The organism is Mycobacterium sp. 2YAF39 (genome assembly GCF_052114565.1).
Classification (GTDB): domain Bacteria; phylum Actinomycetota; class Actinomycetes; order Mycobacteriales; family Mycobacteriaceae; genus Mycobacterium.
Map to the genome: position 1 here is coordinate 142688 of NZ_JBFREZ010000007.1, position 13289 is coordinate 155976.

Below are 13289 nucleotides of genomic sequence, written 5' to 3' on the forward strand. Positions count from 1 at the left end.
CTACCGCCGCCGGGTGTTGCGCTTACCCGACGGTCGACCGGTGCGGCCGACAGGCCGTGCGCCCGGTGCCGGCTTCTCGGGCGCCGAGATGGTGCTCGCGACCGCCGCCGGCGTCGCCGCCTCGGGTGCCGACACATCATCGTCGGCCTCCAATGTCCTTGCGGCACTTCCCTTGCGGCGGTTCAACACCCGACGGGTGTGGTTGCGCACGAGCGTGGTGCGCTCCCGCAGAGTCACCAGAAGCGGTGTGGCGAAGTAGATCGACGAGTACGTGCCGACGATCACACCGACCAGCTGCACGAGCGCCAGGTCCATCAGCGTGCCCACGCCCAACAGCCAGACCGCGATCACCATCAGGGCGAGGATCGGCAACACCGAGATCAGGCTCGTGTTGATCGACCGCATGAACGTCTGATTGACCGCCAGGTTGGCGTGCTCGGCGAACGTTCGGCGGGTGGTGTGCTCGAAGCCGTGGGTGTTCTCCTCGACCTTGTCGAACACGATCACCGTGTCGTACAGCGAGAAGCCGAGGATGGTCAGCAGACCGATCACCGTCGCAGGTGTGACCTCGAAGCCGACGATGGAATACACACCGGCGGTGACGACGAGGTCGAACACCAGGGTGGCCAGCGCGGCGAGTGCCATGTAGCGCTCGTATCGGATGGTGATGTAGATCGCGGCGAGTGCCAGGAACACGACAAGGGCGATGAGTGCCTTGTCGGTGATCTGCCCGCCCCAGGTCTCCGACACCGCCGAGTCGCTGATCGCGTTCTTGTTGGGCTTGCCGTCGGGACCTCGCGGCTGGAACGCGTCGAAGAGCGCCGTGCGCAGCTTTTCGATTTCGTCGTTGTTCAGGGTCTCCGAGCGAATCTGCACCGTCGCCGAGTCGCCGCTGCCGACGAGCACCACCGCTTCGGGTGCCTTGCCCAGCGCCTTGCTGAACACGTCTTCGACCTGCTGGGTGGTGACGATGCCGGACCCGGTCTGGGCCGGCATGGACACCTTGGTGCCGCCCTCGAAGTCGATGCCGAACGTGAAGCCGCGAATCAGGATGCTCCCGACCGCGACGGCGACGATCAGGCCGCTGATCGTGAACCAGAGCTTGCGCTTGCCGATGACCTCGAATGCGCCGGTTCCGGTGTAGAGGCGGGTGAAGAAGCCATGTCGCGGCGCGGTGGCGCTTTCGGCGCTTTCGAGGTCCGGTGCCTCGACGGCGCCCGTCGTGAGGTCGTCTAGCTCGTTGTCTTTGGCGGCCATTCCGCTATCCCCGTCCCGTCCCGTGTGCGGCCGCTCGCCGTTCGCGCGCGATCTGCTGCACCGCGCCCAGACCGTTGAGCCTGGGCTTGGCCATCGTCGGCGACTTCGACGCGATGTACACGACCGGCCAGGTCACCAGGAACACCACCACCACGTCGAGGATCGTCGTCAGACCCAGCGTGAACGCGAAGCCCTTCACCTGGCCGACGGCGAGCACGTAGAGAACCGCCGCGGCCAGGAAGGTGACCGCGTTGCCGGACAGAATCGTCTTCCGGGCACGGCCCCAGCCGCGGGGCACAGCCGAGCGGAACGAACGACCGTCGCGAATCTCATCCTTGATGCGCTCGAAGAACACCACGAACGAGTCGGCGGTCATACCTATACCGATGATCAGACCCGCGATGCCGGCGAGGTCCAGCGTGTAACCGATATATCTGCCAAGGAGCACCAGAATCGCGTAGACCATTGCGCCGGAAGCCACCAGCGACAGTGCGATCAGCACGCCCAGAATCCGGTAGTAGAGCAGTGAATAGAGCAGCACGAGGCCCAGCCCGACCGCGCCGGCGATCAAACCCGCCCGCAGCGACGTCAAACCCAGTGTCGCCGAGACGGTTTCAGCCTCCGACGATTCGAAGGACAGCGGTAGCGAGCCGTATTTCAATACGTTTGCCAGTTCGCGCGCAGTCGTCTCGGTGAATGATCCGCTGATCTGCGTGCGTCCGCCCGGAATGGGTTCTCGCACCTCGGGTGCGCTGACCACCTCGGAATCCAGGACGAACGCGGTCTGGGTTCCGACGTTGGCGGCGGTGAAGTCCGCCCAGATCTTGGTGGCGTCGCTCTTGAACTGAAGGTCGACGATGTACTGGCCCTGCTGCTGATCGAGACCCGAACTGGCGTTCTCGATCTGCTCGCCGTTGATGATCGACTTGTCCAGCAGGTAGACGTTGCCGTCCCTGCCGCAGGTGACCAACGGCAGGTTGGGGTCGTCGTTGCCGGCCAGCACGTCTTCCTCGCCACAGCGGGTGGCCTGGAATTGCAGCGCAAGGATCTGGATCTGCTGATCCGCGCTCTGCCGCAGTTCCTTCTCGTCGGCGATGCGCTGCGCGAGCGGGGCCTCTCCGGGAGGCGGCGGTGCGGGCTGCTGGCCCGGCGACGGCGGCGGTGCCGGTGTCTGCTGCTGGCCCGGCGACGGCGCGGGTGCCGGTGCCGGTGCCGGCTTGGGCGACGCGGGAGTGGGCGCCGGAGTCGTCGCGGGCTGGGCCGGCGGCTCGGGATAGGGACGCGGCTGCGGAGCAGGCGACTGTGGTGGCGGAGCTGCTCCCGGCGGAGCCGCCGGCTGTGCGCCGCCTCCCGGCGGAGGCATCCCCGGGACTCCAGGCATGCCGGGAGTCCCGCCCGGAGGAGCACCGGGGGGTGCACCCGGCGGCGCGCCCTGCGGTCCTTCGCCGGGGGGCTGTCCCTGTCCAGCGGCGGGCATCGCATGGATGACCGGCCTGATGTACAGCCGTGCCGTCTGCCCCAGGTTGCGCGCCTCGCTGCTGTCATTGCCGGGCACGGTGATGACGAGGTTGTCGCCGTCGATGATGACTTCGGACCCCGACACGCCGAGACCGTTGACGCGGTCACTGATGATCGATTGCGCCTGGTTGAGCGCATCGCGAGTCGGACGCGAACCGTCGGGGGTGCGAGCGGTGAGTGTTACGCGGGTGCCGCCCTGCAGGTCGATGCCGAGTTTGGGCTCGGCCTTCTTGTCCCCTGTCAGGAACACCAAAAGGTATGCGCCGACCAGCAGTACCAGGAAAATCGCAAGGTAGCGGGCGGGGTGCACCGGCGTCGAAGACGATGCCACGTTTCTAAGGTCTCCTCGAGATCAGTTCGTCAGCACCGCAAAGGGTACGTGTAAAGGCTGAGTCCTCAGCCCTCAGTCCTTCTTGTTCGGGCTTTCTGTGATTTCGCTGACGGCCGACTCTTCGTCGTCGATGTCCTCGAAATCGTCGTCCTCATCGACATCCGGCCCGATCTTGTCGCGCACGGCCAGCTTCATCCACGTGGTGATCACGCCCGGTGCGATCTCCAGTTCGACGGTGTCGTCGCCCACGCTGGTGATCGTGGCTTCCATGCCCGACGTCGTGTGGATGCGATCGCCGATCTCCAGTGACTCGTGCAGATCGATGGTGGCCTGCATCGCCTTCTTCTGGCGGCGCGATGCGAAGAACATGAATAGGCCCATGATGATGATGAGGGGCAGGAAGATGACCAAATCCATGTCAGCAGCCGTCTTTCGTATCGGTCTCGTTGTCACAGCGCAGACCGGCAGGTCAGGCGCTTCGTCAGTGACCAGTGTGCCATTGTTGCCGCGGGCGAATGAGCGCCCCCGTCGCTGCGGCCCAGTGCTAGCTTCGATGAGTGCTCGGCCACCTCGGCATCAACGTTGACGACCTGAAGGCGGCCAAGAGCTATTACGACGCGGTCATGCCCCTGCTGGGATTCGACGAGTTCTTCACGGCCGAGGACGAGTTCGCGTATCTACCGGCGGGCGGCAAGCCGGGCACATATCTCTTCTTCTATCCGTCGGCCGAGGCGTCGCAGTACTCGCGGCACAAGACGGGGCTCCAGCATCTGGCCTTCAGGGTGCGAACCCGATCGCTGGTGAACGAGGTGCACGGGCTCGTCACCGAGCTGATACCGCAGTTCGGCGGGGAGGTCCTGCATCGACCGCAGAAGTTTCCGCAGTATCCGCAGCCGTATTTCGCGACGTTCTGGCTCGATCCATGGGGAGTGATGCTCGAAGCCGTGTGCCATCACGACCGAGATTGAGCAACCGCGACGAAATCCGTCGCGTCATTGCGCGGCAACCGACGATTCCGCTAGAAGGTGCCGGGGTTTTCGACAGGATCGGTGCGCCGCCGACTAGGCTCGAACCGCGGCGCGTCGGGCGTCGAACCCAGGTCGTCAGGAGGCGTAATTGAGCACCCTCGAGCAGAGCCGCTACCTCGCCACCCCGATACCCGGCCCGCTGTCTCAGGCACTGATCGACAGGAAGACCGCCGCCGTATCCCGCGGGGTGGGCACCACGATGCCCGTGTACGCGTCCCGGGCATTCGGCGGGATCGTCGAGGACGTCGACGGCAATCGGCTGATCGATCTGGGTTCGGGCATCGCGGTGACCACCATCGGAAACTCGTCGCCCGCGGTCGTCGCCGCCGTCACTGATCAGGTGGCGCGGTTCACGCACACATGTTTCATGATCACGCCATACGAGGGATATGTCGCGGTCGCCGAGCAGCTCAACCGGCTCACGCCCGGCACCGGCGAGAAGCGATCTGCGCTGTTCAACTCCGGCTCGGAAGCGGTGGAGAACGCGATCAAGATCGCCAGGACGTACACGCGCAAATCGGCCGTCGTGTCCTTCGATCACGCGTATCACGGGCGCACAAACCTCACGATGGCGCTGACCGCGAAGTCGATGCCCTACAAACACGGCTTCGGCCCGTTCGCGCCCGAGATCTACCGTGCCCCGCTGTCCTACCCGTTCCGCGACGCGGAGTTCGGCAAGGAGATGGCCACCGACGGCGAGCTAGCCGCCAGGCGCGCGATCACCGTGATGGACAAGCAGGTCGGCGCCGACAACCTCGCCGCGGTGATCATCGAACCCATCCAGGGTGAGGGTGGCTTCATCGTCCCGGCCGACGGCTTCCTGCCCACGCTGCTGAACTGGTGCCGGGACAACAATGTCGTGTTCATCGCCGACGAGGTGCAGACCGGGTTCGCGCGCACCGGCGCGATGTTCGCGTGCGAACACGAAGGCATCGAACCGGATCTCATCGTCACCGCCAAGGGCATCGCCGACGGTATGCCGTTGTCCGGAGTCACCGGCCGCGCCGAGATCATGGACTCGCCGCACGTGAGCGGGCTCGGCGGCACCTACGGCGGCAATCCGGTCGCGTGTGCTGCGGCGCTGGCGACCATCGAGACCATCGAGGCCGACGGGCTCGTCGAGCGGGCGCGCCAGATCGAGACGCTGATGAAGGACCGGCTCGGCCGGTTGCAGGCCGAAGACGACCGGATCGGCGACGTGCGTGGCCGCGGCGCGATGATCGCGATGGAGTTGGTCAAGGCCGGCACGACCGAGCCCGATGCGGATCTGACCAAAGCGCTGTGCGCGGGTTGTCACGCCGCGGGCGTGATCGTGTTGTCCTGCGGCACGTTTGGCAACGTGCTGCGTTTCCTTCCGCCGTTGGCAATCAGCGACGACCTTCTGGTCGAAGGTCTCGACGTCCTTGCTCTTGTCCTCAAAGACCTGTAACCGAAGAGGAAGTGGTACAACATGGCCGGCAAAACTCGAGTTCAGAATTTCATCGGCGGCGAGCTCGTCGACTCCGTGAGCGGGGCCACGATGCCGTTGGTCGATCCCAGCACCGGCGAGGAGTACGCCACCGCGCCGATCTCCAATGAACAAGACATCGACAACGCGTACGGCGCGGCGTCGAAGGCGTTCAAGGACTGGAAGCGCACGACGCCGTCGAACCGTCAGAAGGCGCTGCTGGACTTCGCCGACGAGGTGGAGAAGAACGCGCAGGCGCTCGTCGAGGCCGAGGGACGCAATACGGGTAAGCCGAACCACGTCACCGCGGCGGAAGAGATTCCGCCGATGCTCGACCAGATCCGCTTCTTCGCAGGTGCGGCAAGGGTATTGGAGGGTAAGTCCGCCGGCGAGTACATGGAGAACCACACCTCGTGGATTCGCCGTGAGCCGGTCGGGGTCATCGGCCAGGTGTCGCCGTGGAACTACCCGATGATGATGGCGATCTGGAAATTCTGTCCCGCGATCGCGGCGGGCAACACCGTGGTGATCAAGCCGAGCGACACCACCCCGGTCACGACTGTCATGCTCGCCGAGATGGCGGCCAAACACTTCCCGCCCGGTGTGCTGAACGTCGTGTGTGGGGACCGTGACACCGGCGCAGCGGTGGTCGCGCATCCGACACCGGAGATGGTGTCGATCACGGGTTCGGTGGCCGCGGGTCGCGCGGTGGCCGTGAGCGCAGGCGGTCACCTCAAGCGCACTCACCTGGAGTTGGGCGGCAAGGCGCCGGTCATCGTGTTCGACGACAGCGACATCGCCGGCGCCGCTGAGGGAATCGCGACGGCGGGATATTTCAACGCGGGCCAGGACTGCACCGCGGCAACCCGGGTGCTGGCCACGGCCAAGGTCGCCTCGGATCTGACCGATGCGCTCGCCGAGCAGGCGCGCGGGGCGACCACGACGTTCGGTAAGGCCGCGGACGACGAGGACGCGTGGGTGCCACCGGTCAACAACGTCAACCAGATGGAGCGCGTGCTGTCGTTCTTCACCGATGTGCCGTCGCACGCCAAGGTGGCCGCGGGCGGAGAACGCCAGGGCGACAAGGGTTTCTACGTGGCGCCGACGGTCGTAGGTGGGCTTCGCCAGGACGACCGCCTTGTGCAGCAGGAGATCTTCGGCCCCGTGATCACGGTGCAGGCGTTCTCCGACGAGGACGAGGCGATCGCATGGGCCAACGGCACCGAATACGGCCTGGCGTCCTCGGTGTGGACCAAGGATGTGTCGCGGGCACTGCGCGTCTCAGCGGCGCTGGACTTCGGCTGTGTGTGGATCAACACCCACATCCCGCTGGTCGCCGAGATGCCCCACGGCGGATACAAGTCCTCGGGCCACGGTAAGGATCTGTCGATGTACGGCCTCGAGGACTACACGCGCATCAAGCACGTGATGGCCTTCACCGGCTAGCTGGTTCCCGCCCCTATTTCGCGGCGTGGTTGTGGTCTGTTCGCGCCCAGAAGTCGGTGATGGACTTCAGCACTCGTTCGCGGTCGATCAGCAGAGGCGACGAATGACCGGAGCCCGCGGCGGCGAGCACCGTCGCGTCGGCCATGGTGTCGGCGACGACCTGCGCGTCGGCGGGTCGCCATCCCGTGCAGTCCTCACGACCCGCGACGATCAATGTCGGCACAGCGATTTTTGCCATGTCGGCGGTCATATCGGGCCGGTTGAGCATCATCGATCGCATTGCGTGGAACATCGCATTTCTCTGCGCGCCGGTGAACCCGCTCATCACCGTGTTCGCGAGATCGGGTGCAAGGTCAGCTGATTCACGCCCGACGAGCGCGTCGGACAGTGGCTTCAGCAGAAGCGGGTTCGACCCGGCGAATTGGTAGAGCTGCACGAGCGGCCATGCCTTGGTCCAGCGCTCGACCGAACGAAGCGCGTGCGCCGGTGTGCCGATGGTGGTCAACGTCCGGATCCGGCTCGGCCGGCGGAGCGCCAGCTGAATCCCGATGTGACCTCCCCAGGCGTTCCCCACCCAGTCCGGGGGCTCGTCCAGACCAAGGGCGTCCAGCACCTGCTCGGCGGCCGACACACATTCACCAAACGTGAAATCGCGATTCACCGGCTCGCTGCGGCCGTGACACGGTCCGTCGATGACGAACACGGAGTGGTTGCGGGCCAATTCGTCCTGGAGGCCACACCAGGATCGAGAGTCCAGAAACAGGCTGTGCCACAACACGACCGGCGAGCCGGCCCCCATTCGCTCGACGTGCAACCCACCAAGGTCGGTGGCGATGAACTCGGTAGCCATGACATCTCCAATTACTTCGGAACCCGAAACTTCGGTATCCGTAGTATCCTCATCGGCGATGGCCGCGTCAAGAGATCCGGCGCCCGACCGCCTCGCGATCGGGCAGCTTTTGGTCAGGTTGTTGCGGGAGTTTCGTGACGACCTCGCTGAACCGCGTGCGGATGCGGGATACGGCGATCTGCGTGAGACCCACTTCCAGATATTCGGCAATATCCGGATGGGAGGCATTCGGCTCACCGAACTCGCCGACCGCGCGCAGCTGAGCCTGGCTGCTGCCTCGGAATTGGTCAACGACCTTGTCGGCTTGGGTTATTTGACCCGTCGGCCGGACCCCGCCGACGGTCGCGCCAAGCTGATCGACCTGACGAAGCGGGGACAGTCGCTCATGGCCGATGCCGGCCGTCGGGTCATCGAGATCGAGGCGCGGTGGGCAGTGCTCGTGGGACCCAGGAACTTCACGCAGATGACGCGCACGATGCAGCGCCTTCTCGACGAACTCGATCCGAAGGACTCGCGAAGCTAGTCGGCGCCGGTCACCAAGGTGGCGACGAAGCTGCGGATATCGTCGACGGTGAGTTCGGTGCCGTCGACCTCGAGCGCGATCAGCGTGGTCATGAGATCGTCGGCGGGCTTACAGCACCTCTCGGCGATCATCACGTCGACATGGTGATACAGCGCGTCGAGTGCCTTCGAAGTCAGCGGTCCGGCGGCAGCCCAGCGATAGAACAAGGGCCAATCCTTCTGCGGCACACCCAACGCCGCGCAGATGGCCGCAGTTGTGGCTTGGCGGGTACTAGCGGTGGACACGTCGGCCTCCTCGTCGATTGATCGGGACGACTCCACTGTCTTCATGCCCGCAGTACCGATCATCCGCCGTGAGGCGTGGGTCTGACGTGATCGAGGAGCAAATCACGCATCCGGCGCCGAATCGTCAGTCACAAAGGCAGTTACCGAGTCACCGGCCAACCGTGACAGCCAGCGTGAGCGCCACAGCTCCCGCCGCCGGGTCAGCAGGCTCCCACGATGGATCAAATGCGACTCAGTGGGCGGGCGTGCGCCGCCGGCTGAATGTGTCACGCCAGGCACGATGCCGCCCCGTCGTGGCCTCCGTCGGTTGAATCTGGGTGACCTCGTCGGTGTCCGAGAATGCCGGCTGCGACTCCGCGGCGACCACCGGGCTGTCTACGTATTCGACATCACGCACGCTGCGAACCGAGATGCGACCCAGCGCCGCCGCACCCAGGAACACGATCAGCGCGCCGAGTCCGTAGAAGTAGGCCAACTCCAGTACCAAAGTCTTGGTCTCCGTCACCGCCACAGGTGCGCCCACATCGCCGATGTCCAACAGCCCCGCTGATGCGCGGCCGACGACGAACCACGCACCGGCGAGGACGCCCAGCCACCCGCCGAGCATCGCCGTGGCGCGGTTGCGAGAGATCAGCAGAAGAACCCCGCCGACGACGGCGACCACACCAGGTAACACCTGAAGCCACCCGCGCGCTTCGCTCCACGCCCACATCCTGTCCGGGCCGAAGGCGAAATCGAAGGCCGGCCCGACGAGCGGGCCGATTGCGCCCCAGGCGCCGAGAAGGATCAACAGAAAACCGCTCAGCGCGCCGCGGCTGCGCTGCATCTGAAGGCGACCGCCCCTGGTCCGAACTCGCGTATCAGTCATGGACGGGGGCGTACCCGAAGGGTAAAAGGCGTAATCCGTCGCGTGGGCCCGTCGGCGCGTCGCGGCTGTGATGGTGGCCACCGAGCCTCCGCCTGACCTGGTCATCTGTCGTCTTCACAGCGGATTGCCAGCGACTTAGCGGAATAGCTTTAGCAACGCTAACGATATTTCTAGTAGTTGGGCCCAATGAAGCGCCCAGGTTCAAATCCACTGTGTTATCGAAGGATTGCGCCATGTCCACTGACACCCGTGAAGCGCGCCTAGCACGTCGCATCTCAGATCTTTACGCCAACGACCCACAATTCGCCGCGGCCAAGCCAGACCCGGCCATCAGCGCGGCGATCGAACAACCCGGGCTGCCATTGGCAGACGCCGCGCGAACCGTGATGGAGGGCTACTCCGATCGTCCGGCGGTCGGACAACGCGCCGTCGAGTTCGTCACCGACCCTCAGAGCGGCCGCACGACGGCGAAGGTTCTCCCCCACTTCGAGACCATCAGCTACGGCGATCTGTGGAACCGCGTAGAGGCGCTCACGAGTGCCCTGTCCGATGTGCTTCCCGGCGACCGCATCTCCGTCCTCGGCTTCACCAGTGTCGACTACACGGTCATCGACCTGACGACTGTCACCCTCGGCGCAGTGTCCGTACCACTTCAGACCAGCGCGCCGACCACTCAGCTGCAGCCGATCCTCACCGAGACCGAACCGGTGGTCTTCGCGTCCAGCATCGACTACATCGACCAAGCCGTCGAACTGGTGCTCACCGGCCACACGCCTAGCCGGCTGATCGTGTTCGACTTCAGCCCCGAAATCGACGAGCACCGCGAGGCCTACGACGCAGCGCGAGTACGGCTCACAGAGGCGGGCAGCACGGTCGTGGTGGAGACGTTGCAGGACGTGTTGGAGCGCGGGAAGGCGTTGCCCGCAAGTCCTGCTGCCCAACGTGACTCAGATGACTTGGCCCTGCTGATCTACACATCCGGCAGCACAGGTGCGCCGAAGGGTGCGATCTATACCCAGAGCTTGGCAGCCAAGATGTGGCGCCCGGCCGCGTGGGGCTGGGCAGACAGCAACGACCCGTTCATAACCCTGAACTTCATGCCGATGAGCCACGTGATGGGGCGCGCCAGTCTCTATGGCACCCTCGCACACGGCGGGACGGCCTACTTCGCCGCCAAGAGCGACCTGTCGACCTTCCTGGAGGACCTGGCGCTGGTTCGGCCCACCCAGCTGAATTTCGTACCGCGCGTTTGGGAAATGCTGTCGGCGGAAGTCCACAGCCAGCTAGACCGGCTGTTGCCGGATGGCGCCGACGGCGCCACCGAAGCCGAATTCGTCGCCGATGTGCGCGCGCAGCTGCTCGGTGACCGATACATCACCGTGGTGACCGGCTCTGCCCCGACCTCGCCGGAACTGACGCAATGGGTCGAGACGTTCCTCGACATGCACTTGGTCGACGGCTACGGATCGACCGAAGCCGGCGGCGTGATGGCCGACGGGCAGGTGCGCCGGCCACCGGTGATCGAATACAAGCTCGTCGACGTTCCCGAGTTGGGCTACTTCAGCACCGACCGCCCACATCCTCGTGGTGAGCTGCTTCTCAAGACGACGAACATGTTCCCCGGCTACTACAAGCGGCCCGAGGTGACCGCCGAGGTTTTCGACGCCGATGGCTTCTACCGAACCGGCGATATCGTGGTCGAGCTCGAGCCGGAGCGCCTGCAGTATGTCGATCGCCGCAACTTTGTGCTGAAGCTTTCGCAGGGCGAATTCGTCACGGCCTCAAAGCTGGAAGCGGTGTTCCAGAACAGTCCGCTCGTTCGTCAGATCTACATCCACGGCAACAGTGCACGGTCATATCTGCTGGCGGTGGTTGTGCCGGTATCCGAAGCGGCCGCGCAGGGTGACACCGAACAGCTGCATCGCGCGATCGGCGACTCATTGCAGGATGTCGCGAAAGCGGCAGGCCTGCAGGCCTTTGAGATCCCGCGCGACTTCATCATCGAGCCGACGCCGTTCACATTGGAGAATGGTCTGCTGACTGGTATCCGCAAGTTGGCCCGGCCGAAACTCAAGGAGCTCTATGCCCCTCGGCTGGAGCAGCTGTACACGGACCTGGCGGAAGGCCAGGCGACCGAATTGCGCGAGCTTCGCCAGAATGCCGGCCAGCGTCCGGTCACCGAGACCGTCCGCCGCGCCGCAGCGGCGCTGCTGGGTGCGGCGGCCTCCGAGGTGCCCGCCGATGCACAGTTCACCGACCTGGGCGGAGACTCGTTGTCGGCGTTGACATTCGCCAACTTGCTACGCGATATCTTCGACACCGACGTGCCTGTCGGGGTGATCGTCAGCCCCGCCAACGACCTTGCGGCACTCGCGGAATACATCGACACCGAGCGGGCGGGCAGCAAACGGCCAACGTTCGCAGCCGTGCATGGCCAGGGAGCCACCGAGGTCCATGCCGGCGATCTGACGCTGGACAAGTTCCTCGATGCACAGACGCTCTCTGCTGCCGGGTCGCTGCCCGGGCCGAGCCAGGAGGTGCGCACCGTTCTGCTGACCGGCGTGACCGGATTCCTCGGCCGCTACCTGGCCCTGGAATGGCTCGAGCGGATGCACCTCGTCGACGGCAAGGTGATCTGCCTGGTGCGCGCCAAGGACGACGCCGCGGCCCGGCAGCGGTTGGACGATACCTTCGACACCGGCGATGCCGACCTGCTCAACCACTACCGGCACCTGGCCGCCGACCACCTGGAGGTGCTCGCCGGAGACAAGGGCGATGTCGACCTCGGCCTGGATCAGGCCACCTGGCAACGACTGGCCGACACGGTTGATCTGATCATCGACCCCGCCGCACTGGTCAACCACGTCCTGCCGTACGAGCAGTTGTTCGGCCCCAACGTCGTTGGCACGGCGGAGCTGATCCGCATCGCGTTGACGACCAAGATCAAGCCGTACGTCTACACATCGACTGTCGGTGTCGGCGATCAGATCGACCCGTCGAGATTCACCGAGGATGCCGACATACGCGTCGTAAGCGCGACCCGCGCGGTCAACGACAACTACGCCAACGGCTACGGCAACAGCAAGTGGGCCGGCGAAGTGTTATTGCGCGAGGCCCACGATCTGAGCGGTCTGCCGGTAGCGGTGTTCCGCTGCGACATGATCTTGGCGGAGCCCCGATACGCCGGCCAGCTCAACGTGCCTGACATGTTCACCCGGCTCCTGCTGAGCCTGGTGGCCACCGGAATCGCACCCGGGTCGTTCTACGAGCTGGATGCCGCAGGCAATCGGCAGCGGGCCCACTATGACGGCCTGCCAGTCGATTTCATCGCAGACGCGATCTCCACCCTGGGTGCACATCAGGCCCACGGTTTCGAGACCTATCACGTGATGAACCCGTACGACGACGGGATCGGACTCGACGAGTATGTCGACTGGCTGGTCGACGCCGGTTATCCGGTCGACCGGGTCGCGAACTACGGCGAATGGCTGCAGCGGTTCGAGATGAGCATGCGGTCCCTGCCCGACCGGCAGCGTCAGGCTTCGCTGCTGCCCTTGCTGCACAGCTACGCGCAACCCGCCAAGCCGCTTCGCGGTTCGTTCGCCTCGACCGAGCACTTCCGCACTGCAGTGCAGGAGGCGAAAGTCGGCCCGGATAAAGACATCCCGCATGTCAACGCGGAGATCATCGTCAAGTACATCACCGACCTGCAACTGCTCGGTCTGCTGTAGAACGAG

Annotated in this window: 11 protein-coding genes; 5 read left to right on the forward strand and 6 right to left on the reverse strand. The window is 65.0% G+C overall.

What is annotated here, in order from left to right:
• From secF to yajC, 3 genes are all read right to left on the reverse strand, one after another.
• Positions 1-1257 carry a protein translocase subunit SecF gene (gene secF / locus AB4Z42_RS20480; protein WP_442011049.1) on the reverse strand — a complete coding sequence of 419 codons (1257 nt, stop codon included), beginning with the start codon at positions 1255-1257 and terminating at the stop codon, positions 1-3.
• A gap of 4 nt (positions 1258-1261) precedes the next feature.
• Complete coding sequence (gene secD, locus AB4Z42_RS20485; RefSeq protein ID WP_442011050.1) at positions 1262-3106, reverse strand: protein translocase subunit SecD; 1845 nt, start codon at positions 3104-3106, stop codon at positions 1262-1264.
• 72 nt (positions 3107-3178) lie between these two features.
• Positions 3179-3523, reverse strand: a complete 345-nt coding sequence (yajC, locus tag AB4Z42_RS20490; protein WP_442011051.1) for a preprotein translocase subunit YajC — start codon at positions 3521-3523, stop codon at positions 3179-3181.
• Positions 3524-3663: 140 nt separating this feature from the next.
• On the opposite strand from yajC, the gene AB4Z42_RS20495 reads away from it, so the two are divergent.
• From AB4Z42_RS20495 to AB4Z42_RS20505, 3 genes are all read left to right on the forward strand, one after another.
• The gene (locus tag AB4Z42_RS20495; protein ID WP_442011052.1) at positions 3664-4074 is read left to right on the forward strand and encodes a VOC family protein; all 411 of its coding nucleotides are present in this window, start codon (positions 3664-3666) and stop codon (positions 4072-4074) included.
• Between the two features lie 148 nt (positions 4075-4222).
• On the forward strand, positions 4223-5563 hold the full coding sequence (gene gabT, locus AB4Z42_RS20500) for a 4-aminobutyrate--2-oxoglutarate transaminase (protein WP_442011053.1): 1341 nt from the start codon (positions 4223-4225) through the stop codon (positions 5561-5563).
• Positions 5564-5584: 21 nt separating this feature from the next.
• A complete protein-coding gene (locus tag AB4Z42_RS20505; RefSeq protein ID WP_442011054.1) occupies positions 5585-7027 on the forward strand; it encodes a gamma-aminobutyraldehyde dehydrogenase in 1443 nt (480 codons plus the stop codon).
• Between the two features lie 13 nt (positions 7028-7040).
• On the opposite strand, the gene AB4Z42_RS20510 is transcribed toward AB4Z42_RS20505, so the two are convergent.
• Positions 7041-7877: an alpha/beta fold hydrolase gene (locus AB4Z42_RS20510; RefSeq protein ID WP_442011055.1), complete on the reverse strand. Its 837-nt coding sequence runs from the start codon at positions 7875-7877 to the stop codon at positions 7041-7043.
• A gap of 58 nt (positions 7878-7935) precedes the next feature.
• Here AB4Z42_RS20510 and AB4Z42_RS20515 point away from each other — a divergent pair, with 58 nt between their 5' ends.
• The gene (locus tag AB4Z42_RS20515) at positions 7936-8400 is read left to right on the forward strand and encodes a MarR family winged helix-turn-helix transcriptional regulator (protein WP_442011056.1); all 465 of its coding nucleotides are present in this window, start codon (positions 7936-7938) and stop codon (positions 8398-8400) included.
• On the opposite strand, the gene AB4Z42_RS20520 is transcribed toward AB4Z42_RS20515, so the two are convergent.
• Together AB4Z42_RS20520 and AB4Z42_RS20525 are read right to left on the reverse strand one after the other, a co-directional pair.
• Positions 8397-8684, reverse strand: coding sequence for a hypothetical protein (locus tag AB4Z42_RS20520; protein ID WP_442011057.1), 288 nt, complete (start codon positions 8682-8684; stop codon positions 8397-8399). The two genes, AB4Z42_RS20515 and AB4Z42_RS20520, sit on opposite strands and share 4 nt — an antisense overlap.
• Positions 8685-8916: 232 nt before the next feature.
• On the reverse strand, positions 8917-9552 hold the full coding sequence (locus tag AB4Z42_RS20525; RefSeq protein WP_442011058.1) for a hypothetical protein: 636 nt from the start codon (positions 9550-9552) through the stop codon (positions 8917-8919).
• Between the two features lie 233 nt (positions 9553-9785).
• Between AB4Z42_RS20525 and car the strand changes: the two genes are divergently transcribed.
• Positions 9786-13283: a carboxylic acid reductase gene (car, locus tag AB4Z42_RS20530; RefSeq protein ID WP_442011059.1), complete on the forward strand. Its 3498-nt coding sequence runs from the start codon at positions 9786-9788 to the stop codon at positions 13281-13283.
• Positions 13284-13289: the final 6 nt, after the last annotated feature.

Coding starts and splice junctions, on each gene's coding strand:
- secF (WP_442011049.1), bottom strand. CDS start 1,257: ATGGCCGCCAAAGACAACGAGCTAGACGACCTCACGACGGGCGCCGTC.
- yajC (WP_442011051.1), bottom strand. CDS start 3,523: ATGGATTTGGTCATCTTCCTGCCCCTCATCATCATCATGGGCCTATTC.
- AB4Z42_RS20505 (WP_442011054.1), top strand. CDS start 5,585: ATGGCCGGCAAAACTCGAGTTCAGAATTTCATCGGCGGCGAGCTCGTC.
- AB4Z42_RS20510 (WP_442011055.1), bottom strand. CDS start 7,877: ATGGCTACCGAGTTCATCGCCACCGACCTTGGTGGGTTGCACGTCGAG.
- AB4Z42_RS20515 (WP_442011056.1), top strand. CDS start 7,936: ATGGCCGCGTCAAGAGATCCGGCGCCCGACCGCCTCGCGATCGGGCAG.
- AB4Z42_RS20525 (WP_442011058.1), bottom strand. CDS start 9,552: ATGACTGATACGCGAGTTCGGACCAGGGGCGGTCGCCTTCAGATGCAG.
- car (WP_442011059.1), top strand. CDS start 9,786: ATGTCCACTGACACCCGTGAAGCGCGCCTAGCACGTCGCATCTCAGAT.